Raw genomic sequence first — 20,510 nt, forward strand, 5'->3', positions numbered from 1 at the left:
TTCATGTCCGGGATTTACAGGACCACCGTCCCGGTTGCAATCGTGCCTCCGCTGACTTTGTCAATGACACTCCAGGTAATCTTGGAATCGGCATACATTGCAAAGCTGCCATACGTGACACCGGTCCCGTAACCTGCCGCTTTTCCAACGATCTTGAAACTATCGCCGGGTTTTATCATCGTTGAACTTGTACTGCCGACCTTCTGGAACGCAATGCAATTGGTTCCGACATCTGTCGTTGTCAGTGTTGTTTTTGTATCCTGCGACTGGAACATCACTTTAATTTCGTTGAGATCAAGAACATCTCCGCCATTGTTGGCAAAGACCGTCTCGTTTCCTGAAGGGGGCAGAGTTGCCGTTGCGGCAATACTTGTCTGGGGCGTCTTGTGCGTGTTTCCTGCCAGTCCTCCTGCAAATGCAGAGACCACTGCAGCGATGATGATAGTCACCACGAGCATGAGCATGACACCGACAACCGGAGATACTGCCGAATCCTTGCGCATGATCATTCTACAACCACCTTCTGATCAGCGATCATCTTTCCGCTCGGGGTATGGAGAATCTTTACTTCAACAACGGAACCGGGCCCGAACCCACCGACTTTCTCCTGTTCTGTCACATCGAATCCAAGAAGATAGTTCATACCCGGATTGGTATGGGGAGATGAGGGCCCCGTGTTATCATTGTAATTTCCGCAGTATTGCGCCGGTGTTGTCAGGGTATCCCCGGGTTGTAGTACGGCAGACGAATTTCCGAACCATCCTTTGAACCCGTGATCGGTGTTCTGAACGGCCCATCCAAAACGGTTGATATCGCTCAGATACAAAACTCCGGCATACTGGCTGGAGGTATAACTGTTCCAACCGTCATTCCCCGTTACGGCAACTTCACCACTCAAATTTCCGGTAAATGTTGTCCCACTGGAATTCGTAAAGGAGGTTGTGATTTTAAGATCCTTTGTAGGGAGGGCATCTCCGCTGATTTCGGTTATGGTCATAGTCGGGATGTAATATCCGCTTCCATATCCTGGCATTGCACCCTGATTTTCAAGTGAATGGATGTTTATATCCAGCACCGCAGCGGGTGTCTTTTGCTGTGTTCCTCCCAGTCCTCCCGCGAATGCGGAGACGACTGCGGCAATGATGATCGTGACAACGAGCATCAGCATCACGCCGACCACCGGCGAGACTGCACGCTCGTCTGATTCTGTAAACTGCATCTGAAATTCCACCTCTGCGCCGTTGCCCGCATGACTGCCCCCGGCCGCGTGGAAGATTTGCTCTGACACCGGAGACGGGATCCGTACGGGTAACGCTAAACAATTGTACTTGTGTTAATGCTATTTTAATTGATCATTGTTGGGACAAAGCGGATCGTTCCAGTTTTAAAAACCGCTCGCTTCCCGGGAACCCCTGTCCGCAAAATGGCTCCTGCCGGCGTGAATTTTTACCCGTATCGTGCCGTTTGCACGGCTGCCGGTCCGTTCTGTACGACCCGGTTTTTGCCCTGTGCGAGAGGGAAGGGCACCCATTACGACCGCCGCCCAAACAGGCCCAAATACGCTTGGTCCAAAACGGTCAGTATACGGCGTGATCTGTATGAGAGATCCAAAAAACTGACTTGGTTTTTTGCGAAACTAGCTTGTTTTCCTAGAAAAACACGGTAAACGGAGCCCGAAACGGGGAGATTTGGGAGGTACTCCCCTCATGTTCTGCAATATGCGGTAGTACCGCCGGGAAAAGACCTTACGGTGACGGGTATCCGGGTGTCAGGTACTTCCCGGCACATTCCCGTTCCGGTCGAGCTCGACAAGACCGGCATTTGCGATGCGGAAAAACCGGAATGTCCCGTACTGCCCGCAGACCCAGAGCTCGCGGGCCCGGCCGGCGGCATCCGGGACGAGCCGGAGCCGGCCAACGGGTTCAGCGAACTGATCCGCTATCTCCGGCGCCGGGCAGTGAAGGCGACGGCATGGCCGGACCCGGACAAGCACGGTCTGTACCGGTTCGCAGATCACAAAGTCGCAGATACTTGCCCGCCCGGGCGTGCAGCAGGCAACCAGCCCGCGGGCCCGGGCAAGGGGAAGGGCAGTATCGATGGATTTCTGCGGGACCGGGCCCCGGGTCATGATCCCCCCTCTGCGGTTTTCGGTGCACGGCCCGGCCGTCCAGTCCCGCAGCAGAAGGGATTCATCCCTTTTTCTCCGATCGGGTTGCGGGAGGATGGTCTACCAGAATACGCCGGCGGTTTTCCAGCCGGTCCACGCGGTACTGGAGATCGTTAATAAGCGTGAGCAAGGCATCGGCCAGCTCTTCCTGCCGCTCCTGTATTTCCTGCGCAAGCGCCCGGTACGCCGCGGCATCCCTCTCCTCTGCATGTTTTAAAGCTTCGGCTGTCCGGCTCGTTCTTTGTCCGGGCAAACCTGTGCCCTGGACTTTCGGGATATCGTGGAGTGCCGTTATTCGGTCTGCAAGCCGGATCTCCGGTTCATACGGGATATGCTGTTTTCCCCATTCCAGCTCTTCGTTTTCCTGTCCGGGCCCGGCTGCACCGTCCTTGTTCGTTGGTAAAATTTCCATACGATCACCTCGTTTCATACGGGTTTTTCAGAATGCCGCGGCTAAAAGAAGTGAACGGGCAGAACCGGAGAGGGGATTCCCTCGTAAACAGCCGCAATACCAATCCCCCGGATCGTTTCGCGCCTGTTGTTTTCCTGAGAACCGAAAAAAACAGTCCAGTCCCTTATGACCCATAGCGCCTCTTTGTTCCCGGCATTCCGGCGGGAGATCGCGTTATTTTTTTGCGGCTCCCCACTTTGTCCGGATTTACGGTACGTAATTTTGTCTCCAGGGCCCTGTTGACGTACCAGTATGGGGCGTTTATAGAGGATGTGCTTTGATTATGAAATGATTTTTCGGGAAAACAGGGGCTGGAAAAAAGAGTGTTCAGGAATCCGGGTTATTTTCGGGATTTTTTCAAAGGAACAAAAATGTTCCCTGTACTATGTCGGGGTCATTTTGACGGTTGGACCCGGTCACGGAAAATGGTAAAAAAACGGGGGTCTCTTCTCAACAGATCCCCTTTACGGGTACACCGTCACCGATGTATTCGTCCCGCTCACGTACGCTGCCGCGTACTCGTCCTTCATCGCTTTCGGATGCATATCGCGGAACTCGTCCGGGTGGAGGAGCTGGGCCGTGTACACGAGGCCGATGTAGGCCCGCGGCCCGAACTCGATATCGTTTGCAAACGCGTACACCCGGTTGTTCCGGACCGCCGGGATCGTATTCCAGCCGGGCCGGCTCTTTAAGGATGCCACGACCTCGGAGAGCGCCCGGGTATCCGATGACGAGACGACCTTGAACACGTACTGCGGCTGCGCTGAGACCACCCACTCGGGGCTCACCTTCATGGTCGATGTCATTGCATCCCCGGCAATGTTGCGGCCCCCGGCTGATACCAGCATCTCATCGGACCCGGAGCCATTTGCCGCTGCCGTGTAATCCGTATAGGACTCAAAGTACACTCCCGGAAAATCCTGTTTCGGAAGGGTCTTTACCCGGGCATCCACCTCTGCTACCGAATCCTCGACCATGCGTGCATAGACTTCAGCAGCATTTTCCCGGCCGGTGAGTTTTCCGATTGCCCGGGCGTCTGCCGGGAGTGTATCGAGCTTGTAGCAGTCCAGCGAGATGACCGTGATGTTTGCAGCCAGAAGCTGGTCGAGGTTCTTTGGCTGGTAACTCGAATACGCGATCACCACATCCGGGTGGAGCGCGAGGATCTGTTCCACGTTTGGCGTCTGCCAGTTGCCGATGCTCGTGGCGTTCGGGATCTTGTCCATGATGTACGGGACCGAGAGCGTCGAGTCGGTTACGCCCACAATTTTATCGCCGGCGCCGAGTGCAATCACCATTTCAGCGGCATTGGCGTTTGCTACAATCAGCCGCTCCGGCCGGCAGGGAAGCGTCACGGGCGTCCCGTCCGTCTGGGTGATCGTGACCTGCGTACAGCCGGCCTGTGGGGAGGTTGTGTTTGCTGCTGCGGGCATTGCGGGAACAACCGCTGCCGCCACGGCTTTTTCCTGCGGCCCTGATCCGCTCGTCAGTACAACTGCCCCTGCTGCAACACAGCAGAGAAGAATAATTCCTGCAATAATGATCCGCTTGTCCATGAAGTCACCTTTTTTCACACCGACACCCGCCGGAACATCTGCATACAGATCGCGATCACAATCCCGGCGAGCACCGCAAGGATCCCGATCTGGAGGACCGGGACCGCGCCGGTCTCCGTGGCCCGGACCGCATCGATTGCATAACTCAGGGGATTAACGTGTGCAATCGTCCGCAGCCAGGCCGGCATCACATCGTAGGGCATCAGAGCGCTCGATGTGAAAAAGATCGGCATGGCAATCATCGTATTGAACGCCGCGTACGAATCATGGTCGCCGAGGTAGAGCGCAATCGTGGTGGCAAATGCCGACATTAAGAACCCGAAGAGGAGGAGGATCAGGTAGATCATCCCGTACTGGGCCGGCGGGAGGATGGTCGCGCCGATGAGAACCGCGATCACGAGAATAATTGTTGCCTGGATGGCCCCCCGTATCGTGATGAAAAAGATCTTCCCGAAAAGGATGCTCTCCCGGGGTGTGGGCAGGGCAAGGAACTTGTTCAAAAATCCGAGGATCTTGTCAAACATCAACAGCGTCCCGCCGTTGAGCGAGGACGAGAGCATGGTCATCACGAGAATGCCCGGGACAATGAAGTCCAGGTAGTTTCCCGTAAACGTGACCGGCAGGGCAAGGCCGACAAAGATCAGCCACGCCGCCGGCATGACCAGCATGGACACGACCGAGACCGGGCTCCGCAGCCACTTGATCATATCCCGCGAAATGTATTCCTGTATGCCGTTCATTTCCGCCTCCGTAACATTGTCCTGAACTGCTGGAAATCAAATGCCCCGGAATCTTCGGTTGTCCCCACCGCGTGGAGGAAGACATCGTCGAGTGTCGGTTCCCGCATGGAGAGCGAGGTCACCGTGACGCCCGCTCCTTCGAGCGCCCGGGCAATCAGGGGCATTGCCTCCCGGCCGTTCTCTGCGGTAAACGTGATCTCGCTCTCCTGCTGGCCCACGCACCGGACCCCGTCGATCGTGACCGGGCCGGGGAGCGTCCCGGTAACCTGTACCGTGATCACGTCCTTTTCGAGCTCTGCCTTGAGGGCCGCAGGAGTACCGAGCGCAGCGATCTTTCCGTGGCTGATGATCCCGACCCGGTCGCAGAACTGGTCGGCCTCGTCCATGTAATGCGTGGTCACAAAGATCGTCATGCCGTTCTTCCTGAGCTGCCGGATGTGCTCCCAGATCTTTTTCCGTGCCGCGACATCGAGCCCGATCGTGGGTTCGTCTAAAAAGAGCACCTCCGGTTCGTGGACGAGCGCCTGTGCAAGTTCGAGCCGGCGCCGCATCCCTCCCGAGTATGTCCGGATCAGGTCGTCGGCCCGATCCGACAGTTCCATGATCGCGAGCACCTCGTCGGTCTTATCCTTCGGGTCTGCGACCCCGTAGAGCCGGGCAAAGAGGAGGACATTCTCCCGCCCGGTCAGCTTGATGTCCACCGCCATGTCCTGCGGCACGTAGCTGAGCCGTTTCCGGACCGCCTCGCCTTCACGCATAACATCGTGCCCGCATATCGCGGCACTCCCTTGTGTCGGCCGGAGCAGGGTCGTGAGCATCATGACGGTCGTAGTTTTCCCGGAACCGTTCGGGCCGAGAAGCGCGAAGATCTCGTTGTCTACTTCAAGCGAGAGGTGGTCAACCGCACAGAGGCTGTCGTAGTATTTGGTAAGGTCGTGTGTCTCGATTGCGATCATGTGTATCCCCCAGGTTAATGCGGGCCGGGCTCCCGCCGGTGCCGTGCACGGACGTTTGCAAGGATCCCTTCCATGGAATCTCCCCACGAGGCAATATCATCTTTTGTTATGACATCGACACCGCCGCCCTGGAAATCCCCGTCTCCGGTCCGGTCTTCCATCCATGATTCGATCTCAAGGTAATGGTTTTTGAGTTCGTCGAGGATCTCTTCATCTGCGTCCCAGAGCCCCCGTTGTTCGGCCTCAAGGAGCCGGCGGGCAATCTCTTCGAGAGCGTACGGGTTGTTCTCTTCAAAGAACTGCCGCATCTCGTCGTTGTTGACAAAGGTCTCCGCAATGTCGTCAAAGATCCAGTCGTCCACCTCGCGGGTCGCAGCTTCCCAGCCGTACACCCGGGTGATCCGTTTCATCATGTCCGCCGCGCCCTTGTAGCCGTGCTCCTTCATCCCGTCGATCCATTTCGGGTTGAGGAGTTTTGTCCGGACAACGCGCCGGATCTCATCGGCAAGGTCCCGGACCTCGACATGATCCGGCTCGCGGGTGTCGCCATAGTACGGCTTTACCTCGTTTCCCGAGTGCTGCCGGGCGGCGGCGGTCATCCCGCCGAGCGTCCCGAAATAGCAGCAGCAGCCTAAAAGATCGTACTCGTCTGACTGGACCTTGTTGAACGTGACGGCGACCGTGGAGAGGTTGTTTGCAAGCTGGGCATGGGCGGCGGCACCTTGTGTGTCTTTCCCGTATGCGTAGCCGTTCCACGCCACAAAGACCTCCGCGAGATCGGCCTCGGTCTTCCAGGCGCTCGCAAGCACTGCGAGGTTCACGCCGTTCCCGTAGGTGCCGGCTTTTGAGGAGAAGATGCGGTACGTTGCCTCGCGGAAACTCACTCCGTCGGTCTCCATTGCCGTGAGCGCATGTTTGCGCACATAGTTCTGCCCCGGGTCTTCGTTAAGCGCAGTAACGGCCCGGACCGCTTCGTCCACGAGCTCGTAACAGTTCGGGAAGTTGTCGCGGAGGATCCCGGACGATCGGACGGTCACATCGATCCGGGGCCGGCCGAGCTTTTCGAGCGGCGTGATGGCAAATGATTTCACCTGGCCGTTTGCAAGCCAGACCGGTTCGACCCCAAGGAGCCGGAGGATCTCGGCATACATCTCCCCATCCGAGGACATAATGTCCCCGGCCATCCAGTAGAATGCGACATTCTCCGGGAGTTTTCCCTCTTCGCGGCGGTACTTGTCGAGCAGGGCATCCGCGAGCCGGCCGCCCACGCGCCATGCAGCCCGGGTCGGGGCCTGGTACGGGTCGAGCGAGTAAAAGTTCCGGCCGGTCGGGAGCACCTCATCGTGGCCTCTTGTGACAAGGCCCGAGGGGCCCGGCCGGATATACTTTCCGTCAAAGCCAAAAAGGAGGGATTCGATCTCCCTTGATTCGTCCAGCCTCCGCGAGATATCGAGGATCCGTTCGCGGAGCCGGTCGAACGTTTCTGCCTGCCCGGGCTGCACGGCCCGGGAGAAAATTTTGTCCGCCGAAAGTGTTGAACCGTTTACGACAGCACGGACAAACTGCCCGGCCATGCGGTCAGCTGTTTCCAGAATGTCTGCGTACGACATGCCCGTTGCATCATCGAACCGGTCCTTATGTTCGAGGAGTTCGGACATGTCCTGCCCGAGTACCCGGGCGATTTCCCGGCGGAGCGATCCCTCCCCGGTGTCGAACCGGAGGATCGATGAGACAAAGTCCACCCGTTTTTCCCCGGACGGGACCTCGCCGAAGATATGCATCCCGATCGCGATCCGGGTGCTCTTAATCTTTATAAGAGCCTCGTGAGCCCGGCCGACCATCTCCTCAAGCGGCGTGTCGTGCGAGAACGGCAGTTCCTTTTCGAGCCGGGCCGCGTGAACTGCATCCAGGATCAGGTGCTGGAGGGCATGGGCCCGGGCCGGGTCGTTCTTTGCTGTGCCGTACTGCCCGAGCAGGCGTTCGAGTTCTTCGAGTTCGCCATAGAGCCCGCTCTCTGCATGCACGGCCTGCATATAATCGCAGAGGACCGCGTACCCTCTTCGTTTCGCAATGGTTCCCTCGGGAGGGTTGTCCGCATTGTACACGTACAGGAACGGGGTTGCGCCTGCTGCAATATCCGGGAAACATTCCTCCGAGAGGCCAACTCCTTTGCCGGGCAGAAATTCCAGGTTCCCGTGCGTCCCTACCTGCACGACCACGTCGGCGCCAAAGATATCTTCGATCCAGTGGTAGGTGGCGAGGTACTGGTGCGTAGGCGGACAGTCCGGGTCGTGGAGCATCTTGCAGACCGAGCCGTCGCACCGGGCGCCGAAGCACCCGCGCTTGGGCTGGACATGCACGGTAGCGTTTCCGAGCGAAATGCCCGTGACGAGGATCTTCCCGCCATATACCATCCCCGCCCCCGGGGGCCGGCCCCACGTTGCACAGACTTTTTTTCGGGCGCGCTCGGGAATCCTCGCAAACCATGCCTCGTACGTGGCGGTGTCCATCTGTAGAAGGGCCCCGCCCTTTGCCACGATATCCTCGACCGTCGTCCACCGGAACTCCGAGACCGCCTTCTTTTCGAGGATCCTTTCGATGAGGTCTTTACCCGAGGCCGGGGTTTCGACACGGTAACCGGCCTCTTTCATGCGCGAGAGAATTCGGGCAACGCTTTCGAGCGAATCGAGGTGGGTGGCGGCCCCGATATTGGCGTCGGCGTTCGCGCAGGGGTTGTTGTTGAGGATGAACGCAACCTTCCGGTCCGCAACCGGTTTTTGTGCAAGGGCGATCCATTTTTTCACCCGCGCCGCGACTTTCCTGCACCGCTCTTCGAGCGGCACGCGGTTCTTCTCGCCATCGGCACTGCTCGCCCCGGCCCCGATGTACACCGGTTCGATGACACCCTCGAACTCGGGCATTGCGACAGCCCAGCCGACATCGAGCGTGAGCCCGGCGGATTCGCGCCACTGTTCGAGCGACTTGTACGCGGAGATAACCGGGGAGAAAACCGGTATCCCCAGGAGTGAGAGAAGAGCTGTCCCCTTCTCTGCCGCGGTCTTCCCGTAATGGCCTTCATCTGACGATGTGCCGAGAAGAAACGGCACGAGCTTTACGATCGCATCGACCTCCGGTGCGCCCGTGGGGGCAAAATATTCCTGCACAACCTGCGCCATTCCTTTTGCGCCGATCGTCTCGTCCCGGATCGAGTACGTGAAGACCGGGATTACGTTCATTCCGGTGGCTTCAAGCGCCCGGATCAGGGCATCCTCGATGGCACAGTTGGATGATGCCCACGAAACCCGGGAGAAGAGGATGCCCGCCCACGGCCCGCTGCATGTACGCGGCGAGTACCAGGCCCGGTACTCTGCAACAGAGGAAAATGCCCGTGGTGCGTCCGGGTGGTACAGCCCGTCCCACGGGACAGCGACCGGTGGTGGTACCTCCCCCTCCTTTCCAAGCACGGTCTTTTCGATATAAAAGATGAGGTTCCTGAAATTCTCGTCGCCGTTGTTCGTGAGGTAGGTCTGGCAGGTTGCAACGACCGGCACCGGGACGGTGGAAAGGTTCCACGTAAGCGGATCGGTGCCAAGACAGACGACAGGCACGCTCTTTTTGATCGTTTCTATCTCCTTGTCGAGGTGTTCCCAGAACATGTCGGAGGTATGATACAACAGCACGACATCGGCGTCCCGCATTGCGGACAGGGCTTCATCGATCTTTTCCGGGTATTCTTCGAGCACCCGGCACGGGAATAACGACAAGGTACAGCCGGTCGCCGCCGCTGCACGCTTGAGTACCGGGGCATAGGATCCCCACATGACCGCAGTCATTCTCATAAAGTTAAACAAACCTCCCCGGGTCTTCTGTTAGCACCGGCGGCTTTGCCGGTGCGGCTCTGTTTTTTAGTATTATAATTTTTACAAAGTTTGTTACAGATTAGTATCATTGTTACAAAATGAAATATTTAATACACTATGAAATGAAATTTTGGTGAAAAGATCATCATATTTCAGATATTTTTATCCGGGGGAATCATGCAGCACTTCGAAGAGATCTACCCGTTCCCGGCGATTGTCGGCCAGGAGCAGATGAAAAAGGCACTCCTGTTAAACGCGATCAACCCGAAGATCGGCGGCGTCCTTATCAAGGGCGAGAAGGGGACGGCAAAGTCCACCGCAGCCCGGGCGCTCGCCCGCCTGCTCCCGGACCGTCAGGTGGTACAGGGCTGCATCTTCGGCTGCGACCCGGCGGACGAGAAAACCATGTGCCCGGACTGCCGGGAAAAGTTCCCCGGGGTAACCGCAGTACTGGCGCCGATGCGGGTGGTCGAGCTTCCCATCAGCGCCACCGAGGACAAGGTGGTGGGCAGCCTCGATATCGGGCATGCACTCAAAACCGGTGAAAAAAAGTTCGAGCCCGGTATCCTTGCGCAGGCCAACCGGAACATCCTGTACGTGGACGAAGTCAATCTCTTAAACGATCACATCGTGGATGTCCTCTTGGATGCAGCTGCAATGGGCACCAATGTTATCGAGCGCGAGGGAGTTTCCTACGCACACCCGTCGGCATTTATCCTGATCGGCACCATGAACCCCGAGGAGGGGGAGCTCCGGCCCCAGCTGCTGGACCGGTTCGGGCTCTGCGTGGAGATCGAAGGGATCCACGATGCAGATACCCGGGTAGAGGTGATAAAGCGGCGCCGGAAGTACGAGGACGATCCTTTGGCATTCCATTCAGAGTACCAGGAGGCCGAACAGGCACTGCGGGAGCGTATTTCCCGTGCACAGGAACTCCTGCCGGAAGTCCGGATCTCCGATGAGATGCTCCACACGATCGCACAGATCTGTATCGATATGGCGGTTGACGGGCACCGGGCCGATATCACGATGGCAAAGACCGCGGCGACAATTGCGGCATATAATGACCGGGCCGATGTCACCGAAGACGATGTCCGCGAGGCAGCGGCCCTTGTCCTTTCCCACCGGATGCGCCGCCGTCCCTTCTCGGAGCAGCAGATGGACAAAGAGAAGGTGGAAGAGTCCATAAAAAAATCGCAGAACCAGCATAAGGAACCTCAAACGGGGCACGAACGCCCGCCCAGCCCTCCGCCACAGGAGAACCGGAACCCGGACGGGTCGGCCACCACGCAGTTTGCCGAGGGTGCCCCGTTCTCTCTCGACCGCAAATCCCTTGCGCTCCCGCGAAGAATGGACGAATTACGCCGCGAGGGCAACGGCCGGAGGAGCACAACCGAGTCCCGGGACGGGAAGTATGTGGGGAGCCGGATCCCGGCAGCGCCCGGCCCCGACATCGCATTCGATGCAACGATCCGGGCCGCCGCACCGCACCAGCGGGAGCGCACGGGGGAACTTGCAATCCGGATCGAGGCATCCGACCTGCGCGAAAAAGTCCGGGAGAGGAAGATGGGAAACACCACGCTCTTTGTGGTCGATGCAAGCGGGAGCATGGGCGCACAGCAGCGCATGACCGCGGTCAAGGGGGCGATCCTCTCGCTGTTGATCGACGCCTACCAGAAGCGCGACCGAGTCGGGCTCGTGGTCTTCCGCGGCAATCATGCCGAGGAGCTCCTGCCGCCGACATCGAGCGTGGAACTTGCCCGGAAGTACATGCAAGCGCTCCCTGTCGGGGGAAAGACGCCGCTTGCCTCCGGCCTCATGAAGGGATTTGAGGTACTGGAGCGCGAACGCATGACCCATCCCCATGTTATCCCCCGGATGGTCGTGATCTCGGACGGGAAGGCAAATGTAAGTATGGGCTCCGGCTCGCCGCTCGACGATGCAAAGGAGGCCGCATCCCGGATACGCGGGGCAGAGATCCCGTCTGTCGTAATCGACTCCGAGCAGGGATTCCTCTCGTTTGGTCTTGCCCATGCGCTCTCGGACGAACTCGGGGCAAAGTATCTCCGGCTTGAAGACCTCCGTTCGGACCAGATTGCAGGGGCAGTAAAGGGTATCGGGATGTAAGCCCGGTGCACCTGCCTGCACGTGTTACGAGGGGAAAATTCCGTGCCCGACCCGTCCTGCCATCCCGGGAATCCGCAGCCATCAGTCAGTTCCTTGTACAAAGAGGGGAGCCGGCGCCGGATTGTCCTTGTTGCGGCCCTGCTGGTGCTCGTCATCGCGGTTGCGATCCTCTCGGCCGGGATAGGTACGGTCTCCATCTCACCGGAGGATACGGTTCTTGCGGTTGCCCATGCGTGCGCAGTCTCGATCCAGAATTTCCTGCACGCGTATCTCCCGGCGGTCGGAAGCTGGTACGATGCGATCCCGTTTACCGTGCCCTCACCGTCCAACCCGCAGGCCGAACTGATCGTGGTGGGCTTCCGGCTGCCCCGGATTCTTCTGGCGATCCTTACCGGGATCAGCCTCGCGGTTGCCGGGGCCGTGATGCAGGGGCTCCTCCGGAACCCCCTCGTGAGCCCGTTCACGCTCGGGCTCTCCTCCGCTGCATCGTTCGGGGCCGCGGTTGCCATCGTGATCGGTCCGGCAGTTCTCGGGGGGCTTCTTCTTGTCGGGAGCAATTCGTTTGTCATCATTATGGCGTTTGTCTTTGGCTGGCTCTCGATGCTTCTCGTGTACGCGATCTCCCGGGCCCGGGGCATCAACCAGGCGACGCTCGTCCTCTCGGGTGTGGTCATCGGCTACATCTTCTCGGCCGGCATCACGGCGCTCCAGTACATTTCGAGCAACGAGAAGCTCCGCGACCTCATGGTCTGGCTGATGGGCGGGATGTGGGGGGCGAGCTGGGGGGCGGTTCTGCTCCTCATCCCGCTCACGCTCATCCCGTTTTTCCTTCTCGAACGGATGTCCTGGGACTTAAACGCACTCTCGGCCGGGGACGATGTGGCAAAAAACCTCGGCATCAACGTGAACCGGCTCCGGCTCTCGGGGCTTATGATCTCGACCTTTGCTGCCTCGTGCTGCCTTGCCTTTACCGGGGTTATCGGGTTTATCGGACTCATGGCCCCGCACATCTGCCGTATGCTTATCGGGAACGACCACCGCTACCTCATCCCCTGCGCCGGTCTCCTGGGGGCAGCGATCCTTCTTGTTTCGGATACGGCGGCCCGGACGATTTTAAGCCCGGTCGAGATCCCGGTCGGCGTGATCATGTACGTGCTGGGAGGAATTTTCTTCCTCTTTTTGATCATGCGGGCCCGGGGACGGGGGCTGTACTAAGGGGTGAACTGCATGGAACTGGTGCTGGAGAATGTGAGCAAAACATACGGGTCGCAGGCAGCGCTGGACGCGGTCTCGTTTGCCGTGCACCCGGGGGAGATCGTGGCGCTTGTCGGCCCGAACGGTTCGGGCAAGTCCACGCTCATTAAGGCGATCGCCACGATCCACCCGGTGACCGGTGGGACAATTACGATCGATGGCCGTGATGTCCGGTCTATCGAGCCCATTGAGCTTGCCATGCTGCTCGGGTACGTGCCGCAGGGATTTTCGTACACGCTCTATTCCACGGTTTTTGAAACGGTTCTCATGGGCCGGCGCCGGTACATCCGGTGGTCGGTCCCGGACGAGGAACTCGCCCGGGTCCAGCGGTCGCTCGATGCGCTTGAGATGGGACAGCATGCCGCCAAATTCATGGACGAGCTCTCAGGCGGCGAGCGGCAGAAAGTCTTCATTGCCCGGGCGCTCGCGCAGGAACCGAAGATTTACCTCTTTGATGAGCCCACGAGCGCCCTTGATATCCGGTACCAGATCGAAGTGATGGAGACGATGCGCCGGATCACCCGCGAGCAGCAGACCTCCATGATCGTTGCCGTCCACGATCTCAACCTCGCGTACCGGTACGCGGATACGGTTGTCGTGCTCAACCGCGGGAAGATGGAAGCACACGGGAAGCCCTGCGAGGTCCTGACGCCGGACTGCATCCGATCCGTGTACGGCGTGGATTCGTTTGCGGTGGAGAATGAGTTCGGGAAATTTATCGTGCCGTTTAGGGCGCGGTCTCCCGGGTAAGGATGGTCGCAGGTACCCGGTATCCGGGGAACCTGGTATGCAAGCGTCACGCAGAAATATCAAAAAACGTACTTTTTATATTCTAAAGTGCTACAAATTTTAACCGATGTAATATCAAAGGCTATTGATTGTTGCGGTCTTCATACACTGCCCACATGGGGGAGGGTGCCGCGATCATTGGATTTCTCATGAACATCGGGCAGAGGTGAAATGTTTGTATCCAGAGAGAAGTTTTCGGTTAAAGCGCGGCGAGGAGGCTGTGTCACCGGTAGTTGGCGTGATGCTGATGCTGGTGGTCACGATCATTATTGCCGCAGTGGTGAGCGCGTTTGCCGGGGGACTGTCCAAGAGTACTGACAAGGGTCCGTCTGCAACATTCGAAGTCCACATTGCAAATGATGGAACCTGGGGAGGGAGTTATTTTGATATCTCTACAAAAGCCGTAAGCGATGCCATCTCGACAAAAGATCTTAAGATCATGACATCCTGGAAAGCAGTAAACGGGACAAGAGGTGGCGCCACGGTCACCGGCCCGAATCTTACCGGGGGAAATACCCACTATGGAAGTTATACCTACAACTCCCCCCTTGGGTTTGGCCCCGGTGTGAACCAGAGCGCATTTACCGGTTCGTATTACCCTGATCAGATGTTCGGGAATTATTCCCTGATGGCCGGAACACGGATGCATAATTCCGCGGCCGGCTTTAGCACGTCCACTGGTGGATATGGTGTCTCGGTAAGCTCGCGGTACCAGTACACAGCAGGTTCTTATCATCTTGAATCGGGAAATGATGGCGTGGATGCGATGGAATCCCTCCTTGGTATGAACTGGTATGTCCTGCGACCGGGAGATACCGTTACCGTCCAGGTTGTCCATATCCCCAGCGGCAGGCTGTTGTACGACGACAAGGTTACGGTGGAGGGGTGATAATGAAAAAAAATAGCTCAGAAGCCGTGTCCCCGGTAGTTGGTGTAATGTTGATGCTCGTTGTTACAATTATTATTGCAGCACTTGTGGCTGCATTGTCCGGGGGACTCAGTTCATCAAAGGACAAAGCACCTACCATGACAATCAAGGCGGTCTATAGCCAGAGCGATGGGATGACCATTGAACATACGGGTGGCGACACTCTCCCGACAATCACGACAATAGTCCAGATCCGTCCCTCAAAAACATTTGGAAACGCGGAGCATATGATCTGGGTGGTTAACAAAACTATGATCACAGATTCTACAGGAAATACATCAACAGCATGGACTCGCCCTGAAGGATATTCGGGAACCAAATCTTTTGCGGCAGGTGATATCGCATACATTCTGCCGCCGTATCAGAATGCAAATTTCCTCCAGCCCGGATCGAGTAAGACCTATTTCTTTAACAGTACCGATAATCTGGGCAAGACATTCTGGCTTGAGCTCGCGGACGAAAACGGCCGGATCTTTGCCAAAACGGAGGTGAAGATCCAGCCGTAGTCTAAAAAGCACTTATTTTTTTATCCCGTGGATTTTAGGATTTTCCCAATCCCCCCTTCCTCTTCCGTATCGGACACCCCGGCAAATCCTGTGCCCCCCGTTCCGACACCCAGACAAGGAGCGGGATCAGGTGTTCCCGCAGTTCGGTCCCGTCTTTGGTGAGCAGGTACCGGGTCGTGGGCGGCGAGGTCGGCAGGATCTTCTTTTCCACAAGACCGATCCGTTCGAGATTCTTGAGCGTGTCCGAGAGGGTCTTCGGGCTGATTGCCCCGAGTTCGTTTTTTAATTCATTGAATCCTTTCGAACCCTCGTTCCCGAGAATGGCGATGATCAAAAGCGCCCACTTCTTTGCCACCACATCGAGCAGCCCGAAGAGCGGGCACAGACAGATCTCTTCATCCGGCGCTGGCGGTTTCTTCACGGATACTACCTCTTCCTGCTGAAACTTTTCTGGTTATTACCTATAAAAAAAATACTACCTGTACAGAAAATACCGGATACGCTTCCGGCAGGATCCCCATGGACACCCACGACCACTCCCGCGATCATGCAGATGATCACGCACACAAAAAACCGCTGAAACTTGCGATCGCACTTACGGCCACCATTTTCGTGGCTGAAATGATCGGCGGACTCATCTCCGGCTCGCTCTCGCTTCTTGGCGATGCCGCCCATATGCTCCAGGACACGGTTGCGCTCTTCCTCTCGCTTGGCGCCATGATCGTTGCCGAACGGCTCCCGACTCCCACAAAAACCTTCGGCTACCACCGGGTCGAGATCGCGGCCGCGGTCATAAACGGCCTGCTCCTCATTGGCGTGAGCGGCATCATCATTTACGAAGCAATCGACCGGTTCGCGCACCCGCAGGCAATCAACAGCAGCGTCATGCTCGCTGTCGCAACAGTCGGGCTTCTTGCCAACCTCGCCTCCGCGTACTTCCTGCACGGGAGCCATGACCTCAATGTAAAGAGTGCGTTCCTGCACGTACTTGGCGACACGCTCTCATCGGTTGCCGTGATCGTTGCCGGCATCTGGATCATGCTCACCGGCCAGACCGTTGTCGACCCGGTGCTCGGGATCGTTATCGCGATCGTGATCCTCGTCTCGTCATTCTCGATTCTCCGCGACGCATTCCGGATCCTTCTCCAGTTCGCGCCAAAGGATGTGGCGGTCGCCGATGTGATCGCGGCAATGGAATCCGTGCCCGGCGTCTCCGGGGTACATAACGTCCATCTCTGGACGCTCTGCTCGAACATCAACGTGCTCGATGCCCACGTGTACTGCTGCGAGAGCAACCCGGAGGTCCAGGAAACGATCAAGGCAGAGATCCGGCACCGGCTCGAAGCGTTCCGGATCGGGCACTCGACGCTCGAGTTCGAATGCCGGGAGTGCAGCGATGCCCGGGTCTTCCGGGAGCTTAAGGACTAACATACTCCCGCATTTTTTTAAGAGGATGCAGTGCCGGAAGGTATGGCAGAAAAACCCGTCCGGACGCTTTTTTTAGAAATCCCCATAAAAAACAGCAGTGCTGTTTCTCAACCCTCTTGGGAATAATCCATTGAATTGCGTTAACCTTATCGTGGATAAAATAACAATACTTTTAAAATTCGTAATAATATAAATTTCATTAGTACATCATGACGCAGCATGTGGAGATGGAATGATCAGGACGCTTGTTGTCGATGATGAACCCGCTCTTCTGGAACTCAGCAAAACCTTTCTTGAAAAATCCGGTGAAATCTCTGTCGATCTTGCGGATTCTGCCCTTTCTGCCCTGGACCGCATGAAGTCGGCATCCTATGATGTGATTGTCTCCGATTATGAGATGCCGGGAATGGATGGTATTCTTTTTTTGAAAAAGCTCCGTGAGTCCGGCAGGAAAACCCCTTTTATCCTCTTTACCGGAAAAGGCCGGGAAGAGATTGTGATCGAGGCACTCAACAGCGGGGCCACGTTTTACCTCCAGAAAGGCATGGATACGAAAACCCAGTATGCGGAGCTCATCTCAAAGATACGGATCGCCGACCTGCAGTTCAGGGCAGAGAAGTCTGTTCAGGATTCCCGCCAGCAGATGGAGACAATTCTCAGTTTTTTACCGGATCCCACCCTTGCTATCGATAATTCCGGGAATCTCATCCTCTGGAACCATGCCGCCCGGGAGCTTACCGGTATTGCGGCAGCGGATATGCTGGGAAAAGGGGGATATATCTATGCAGTTCCATTTTACGGGAAACCCCGGCCCCTGCTGGTGGACCTGATCCTGCATCCGGACGAACAATCTCTCACCAGGTATACGGTTCTGGAGAATTCCGCGACCTGCCTTATGGCGGAATGCGGTGTGGATCTGCCGGATGGCAGACACCGTGTTTTCTGGGGGAAGGCGACACCCTTGTACAATCCGGACGGGGAGATATCCGGTGCAATCGAGATCTTCCACGATATCACGGAACAGAAGAGGATCATTGACGAGCATAAATTGGCCCGTGAATCCCTGGCCCGTAAAAATGAGGAGATTCTTTCGCATAACAAAAAACTTGCTGCCACGGAAGAAGTACTCTCCCGGACCCTGGATGAGCTCCGGCAAAGTCACCGGCTAATTCAGGAGAGCGAGCAGAAATACCGGATCCTCGTCGATACCTTACCGGACGCGCTTCTCATCCATGATGGAGAGAAGATTGTCTACGGTAATCCCGCAGCATGTGCCATGTTTGGGGTGGACCAGCACTCCCTTGTCCGGATTCCCCTTGCAAGTCTCCTGGGAAACGGCGCCGGGAAAACTATTGCCGCATTGTCCGGGGCGGCAGCCGGAGGAGCGAGCCCGGCCCTGCCTCTTGAATTTTCCGTAAAAAAACCGGGTGGAGAGACCGTTTGGCTGGAGACAACGGTATCCTCCCTCGGCAATGACCGACAGGCACGCGTACAGCTCTTTTTCCATGATATCACCAAGAGGAAACTCTCTGAAGATCATGCTGCCAGTAAGCACAATGAAGCGGAGCGGTATGCCCATGCACTGGACCGGGCCAACAAGAACCTCAACCTCCTGTACTCCATTACCCGGCACGATATCCTCAACCAGCTCACGGTTCTCACCGGTTTTATGGAACTCTCTGAAGCAGGAATTACCGATCCCGTGCTGAAGGAGTATTTTAAAAAACAGAAATGTGCAGCCCAGGCAATCTACCGGAGCATTCTTTTTACCCGTGATTACCAGGCACTGGGTATCCATGAACCGGTATGGCAGAACCTCCAGGATCTTATCTGTTGTGTAACCGCACAGGCCACCGCCCCGGGCATCCGGTTTACCATTGCCGCTGAAGGTCTGGAGGTATATGCAGACCCGCTCTTTGAGAAGACCTTCTACAATCTTATCGATAATTCCCTGCGTCATGGCCATCAGGTCAGTGCGATCACGATCTCCGCCCGAAAGGACGATTCCGGGGTAACCCTTGTCTATGAAGATAATGGTGCAGGAGTCCCCCGGGACGAGAAGGCCCGGATATTCGAACGCGGGTACGGGAAAAATACCGGGCTCGGTCTGTACCTTGTACAGGAAATCCTGGCCCTTACTGATATCTCAATTAAGGAGACCGGCGAGCCGGGGCATGGTGCGCGATTCGAGATGCAGATCCCGGAGCGATCGTACCGGCTCACGACCGTACCGGCCCGGAAAAGCTCTGCCGGTGAATCCTCGCCACTGTTGCCGCCATGAGGGCCGCTCTTTGTCAGCCGTTGTCCGGTCGTTTCCCGGTTTTTTACCGGGATCAAAATGCATACCTTGTGAGCCGTCCCCGGGAAGGTTTCCCGTGGAGGGATTCCGGGATAACCGGAAGTGGATCTTTTTTTAAGATGCCGGGCGCTGTACTCCCTTTGCACTCTGCCGGAACAGGCTGACGGAACGACAGAACGTCCGTCTTTTTGGAGGGCTCCTCTGCCGCAAGTCTGTCAAAAAATGAAAATTTTACTTACCTTTTGCTACAAAAATGAAAATATTTATCACACCGGGGAACCCATGTGATCTCCGGGGATGACCCGGTCCTCATGCGGGATTCTCCTCACACTTCGACAAAAAAAGCAGATATTGCACGTCCGTTCCTGAATGCTGCCCGCCCGGGATAAGTTGGGGAACCGTCCCGGGTATGGCAAAAAAAGGAGGGAAAAACGGTATGAAACAGACTTTGTATGACGGCAGCCGCAAAACGACCGTGAACACCCGGTACGACACATGCCTGTACCGGGCGCCGCGTTTTGCAGACCCGGCCCGGGGGTCAAAAGAGGTTGGAAAAGACCTGTACATGCACACGCAGACCGGGGAGGATAAACGAATTGTCTATTACCTCCATCTCCGGTCGAACAACCGCTCGATCCGTGACAAGATCCTGCCGGTCTCGTCTCCGGTTGCGGACCGGTTCTTACAGGTCCGCGGCCTTACCTGCGATCTCTTCCCGAAAAACGATGCCGCGGCCCGGCTCTATGCCTGGGGCTACGGGATTGCAGAAGAGTTCTGATACCGACGGAACCCATAATCCGTTTTTTCGCACCCGCCTTCCGGAATAATCCCGGAGCGGCGCATCGTACTGAAGAAAAAAAAGAGGAATTTATGCGGTCACGTTCGCGGCCTTGCAGCCTTCGCCGCGGAAGAGCGCCCACTCCTCGCAGGTGGTGCCGTTCGTGAACGTGCACATGCCGTACTGGCCGGCCGCGCTGTCCTTGATATCAACCTTGCCGCCGATATTCACGCAGTTGACGGAGGCAGGGTTTGCAATCCCGGTCTGGTTGGACGCGGGTGCTGCCGGTGTCTGGTTTACTGACGGGCCGGCCTGGCATCCCTCGCCGCGGAAGAGCGCCCATTCCTCGCAGGTGGTGCCGTTCTTAAAGGAGCACATGCCGTACTGGCTGCCGTCAGCACTGGTCTTGATCTCGGTGGTCCCGCCGATGTTGCCGCAGTTGACCGATGCCGGGTTTGCCATGCCGGCCTGACCTGCCAATGTGGTAGCCGGGGCGGCTGGTGTAGCTGTCGTTGTTGGTACAGTTGTGGGTGCCTGCTGGGTACAGCCGGCAATAACCAGGCCGGCCCCGAGGCAGATGCACAGAACAAGAATCACAGAAAGTTTCGAAACCATAATTATGACCGGATAGGTTTTATCCGGCCATAATTAAAATAAGATCGGAGTAGTGT

Annotated in this window: 18 protein-coding genes; 8 read left to right on the plus strand and 10 right to left on the minus strand. The window is 57.0% G+C overall.

The window, feature by feature from the left end:
* Positions 1 to 14: 14 nt before the first annotated feature.
* From BP758_RS08980 to cobN, 8 genes are all read right to left on the minus strand, one after another.
* Positions 15 to 509: a type IV pilin N-terminal domain-containing protein gene (locus BP758_RS08980; protein ID WP_292370539.1), complete on the minus strand. Its 495-nt coding sequence runs from the start codon at positions 507 to 509 to the stop codon at positions 15 to 17.
* Positions 506 to 1,219 carry a type IV pilin N-terminal domain-containing protein gene (locus BP758_RS08985; RefSeq protein ID WP_292370540.1) on the minus strand — a complete coding sequence of 238 codons (714 nt, stop codon included), beginning with the start codon at positions 1,217 to 1,219 and terminating at the stop codon, positions 506 to 508. The genes BP758_RS08980 and BP758_RS08985 overlap by 4 nt, the downstream gene beginning before the upstream one ends.
* A gap of 549 nt (positions 1,220 to 1,768) precedes the next feature.
* Positions 1,769 to 2,128 carry a hypothetical protein gene (locus BP758_RS08990; RefSeq protein ID WP_292370541.1) on the minus strand — a complete coding sequence of 120 codons (360 nt, stop codon included), beginning with the start codon at positions 2,126 to 2,128 and terminating at the stop codon, positions 1,769 to 1,771.
* A 61-nt stretch (positions 2,129 to 2,189) separates the two neighbouring features.
* A complete protein-coding gene (locus BP758_RS08995) occupies positions 2,190 to 2,579 on the minus strand; it encodes a hypothetical protein (protein ID WP_292370542.1) in 390 nt (129 codons plus the stop codon).
* A 503-nt stretch (positions 2,580 to 3,082) separates the two neighbouring features.
* Entirely contained in the window at positions 3,083 to 4,192 is a 1,110-nt protein-coding gene (locus BP758_RS09000) for an ABC transporter substrate-binding protein (RefSeq protein ID WP_292370543.1), read from the minus strand.
* The gene (locus BP758_RS09005) at positions 4,189 to 4,914 is read right to left on the minus strand and encodes an ABC transporter permease (RefSeq protein ID WP_292370544.1); all 726 of its coding nucleotides are present in this window, start codon (positions 4,912 to 4,914) and stop codon (positions 4,189 to 4,191) included. The genes BP758_RS09000 and BP758_RS09005 overlap by 4 nt, the downstream gene beginning before the upstream one ends.
* The gene (locus tag BP758_RS09010) at positions 4,911 to 5,870 is read right to left on the minus strand and encodes an ATP-binding cassette domain-containing protein (protein ID WP_292370545.1); all 960 of its coding nucleotides are present in this window, start codon (positions 5,868 to 5,870) and stop codon (positions 4,911 to 4,913) included. The genes BP758_RS09005 and BP758_RS09010 overlap by 4 nt, the downstream gene beginning before the upstream one ends.
* 14 nt (positions 5,871 to 5,884) lie before the next feature.
* Complete coding sequence (cobN, locus tag BP758_RS09015; protein ID WP_292370546.1) at positions 5,885 to 9,709, minus strand: cobaltochelatase subunit CobN; 3,825 nt, start codon at positions 9,707 to 9,709, stop codon at positions 5,885 to 5,887.
* 198 nt (positions 9,710 to 9,907) lie between these two features.
* Between cobN and BP758_RS09020 the strand changes: the two genes are divergently transcribed.
* From BP758_RS09020 to BP758_RS09040, 5 genes are all read left to right on the plus strand, one after another.
* On the plus strand, positions 9,908 to 11,857 hold the full coding sequence (locus BP758_RS09020; protein ID WP_292370547.1) for a putative cobaltochelatase: 1,950 nt from the start codon (positions 9,908 to 9,910) through the stop codon (positions 11,855 to 11,857).
* Positions 11,858 to 11,899: 42 nt separating this feature from the next.
* The gene (locus BP758_RS09025) at positions 11,900 to 13,072 is read left to right on the plus strand and encodes a FecCD family ABC transporter permease (RefSeq protein ID WP_292370548.1); all 1,173 of its coding nucleotides are present in this window, start codon (positions 11,900 to 11,902) and stop codon (positions 13,070 to 13,072) included.
* Between the two features lie 12 nt (positions 13,073 to 13,084).
* The gene (locus BP758_RS09030; protein WP_292370549.1) at positions 13,085 to 13,861 is read left to right on the plus strand and encodes an ABC transporter ATP-binding protein; all 777 of its coding nucleotides are present in this window, start codon (positions 13,085 to 13,087) and stop codon (positions 13,859 to 13,861) included.
* A gap of 259 nt (positions 13,862 to 14,120) precedes the next feature.
* Positions 14,121 to 14,789, plus strand: a complete 669-nt coding sequence (locus tag BP758_RS09035; protein WP_292370550.1) for a type IV pilin N-terminal domain-containing protein — start codon at positions 14,121 to 14,123, stop codon at positions 14,787 to 14,789.
* A gap of 2 nt (positions 14,790 to 14,791) precedes the next feature.
* Positions 14,792 to 15,334: a type IV pilin N-terminal domain-containing protein gene (locus BP758_RS09040; RefSeq protein ID WP_292370702.1), complete on the plus strand. Its 543-nt coding sequence runs from the start codon at positions 14,792 to 14,794 to the stop codon at positions 15,332 to 15,334.
* A gap of 34 nt (positions 15,335 to 15,368) precedes the next feature.
* Here the strand turns inward: BP758_RS09040 and BP758_RS09045 are convergent, their stop codons facing one another.
* Complete coding sequence (locus BP758_RS09045; protein WP_292370551.1) at positions 15,369 to 15,755, minus strand: winged helix-turn-helix transcriptional regulator; 387 nt, start codon at positions 15,753 to 15,755, stop codon at positions 15,369 to 15,371.
* 98 nt (positions 15,756 to 15,853) lie between these two features.
* Here BP758_RS09045 and BP758_RS09050 point away from each other — a divergent pair, with 98 nt between their 5' ends.
* The 3 genes from BP758_RS09050 (at position 15,854) to BP758_RS09060 (ending at position 19,839) form a co-directional block, all read left to right on the plus strand.
* Positions 15,854 to 16,762, plus strand: a complete 909-nt coding sequence (locus BP758_RS09050) for a cation diffusion facilitator family transporter (RefSeq protein WP_292370552.1) — start codon at positions 15,854 to 15,856, stop codon at positions 16,760 to 16,762.
* A 232-nt stretch (positions 16,763 to 16,994) separates the two neighbouring features.
* Positions 16,995 to 19,043, plus strand: coding sequence for a response regulator (locus BP758_RS09055; protein WP_292370553.1), 2,049 nt, complete (start codon positions 16,995 to 16,997; stop codon positions 19,041 to 19,043).
* A 454-nt stretch (positions 19,044 to 19,497) separates the two neighbouring features.
* A complete protein-coding gene (locus tag BP758_RS09060; RefSeq protein ID WP_292370554.1) occupies positions 19,498 to 19,839 on the plus strand; it encodes a hypothetical protein in 342 nt (113 codons plus the stop codon).
* Positions 19,840 to 19,929: 90 nt separating this feature from the next.
* On the opposite strand, the gene BP758_RS09065 is transcribed toward BP758_RS09060, so the two are convergent.
* On the minus strand, positions 19,930 to 20,454 hold the full coding sequence (locus BP758_RS09065) for a DUF333 domain-containing protein (protein ID WP_292370555.1): 525 nt from the start codon (positions 20,452 to 20,454) through the stop codon (positions 19,930 to 19,932).
* Positions 20,455 to 20,510 lie beyond the last annotated feature (56 nt).

The organism is Methanoregula sp. UBA64 (assembly GCF_002502735.1).
Classification (GTDB): Archaea; Halobacteriota; Methanomicrobia; order Methanomicrobiales; family Methanospirillaceae; genus Methanoregula.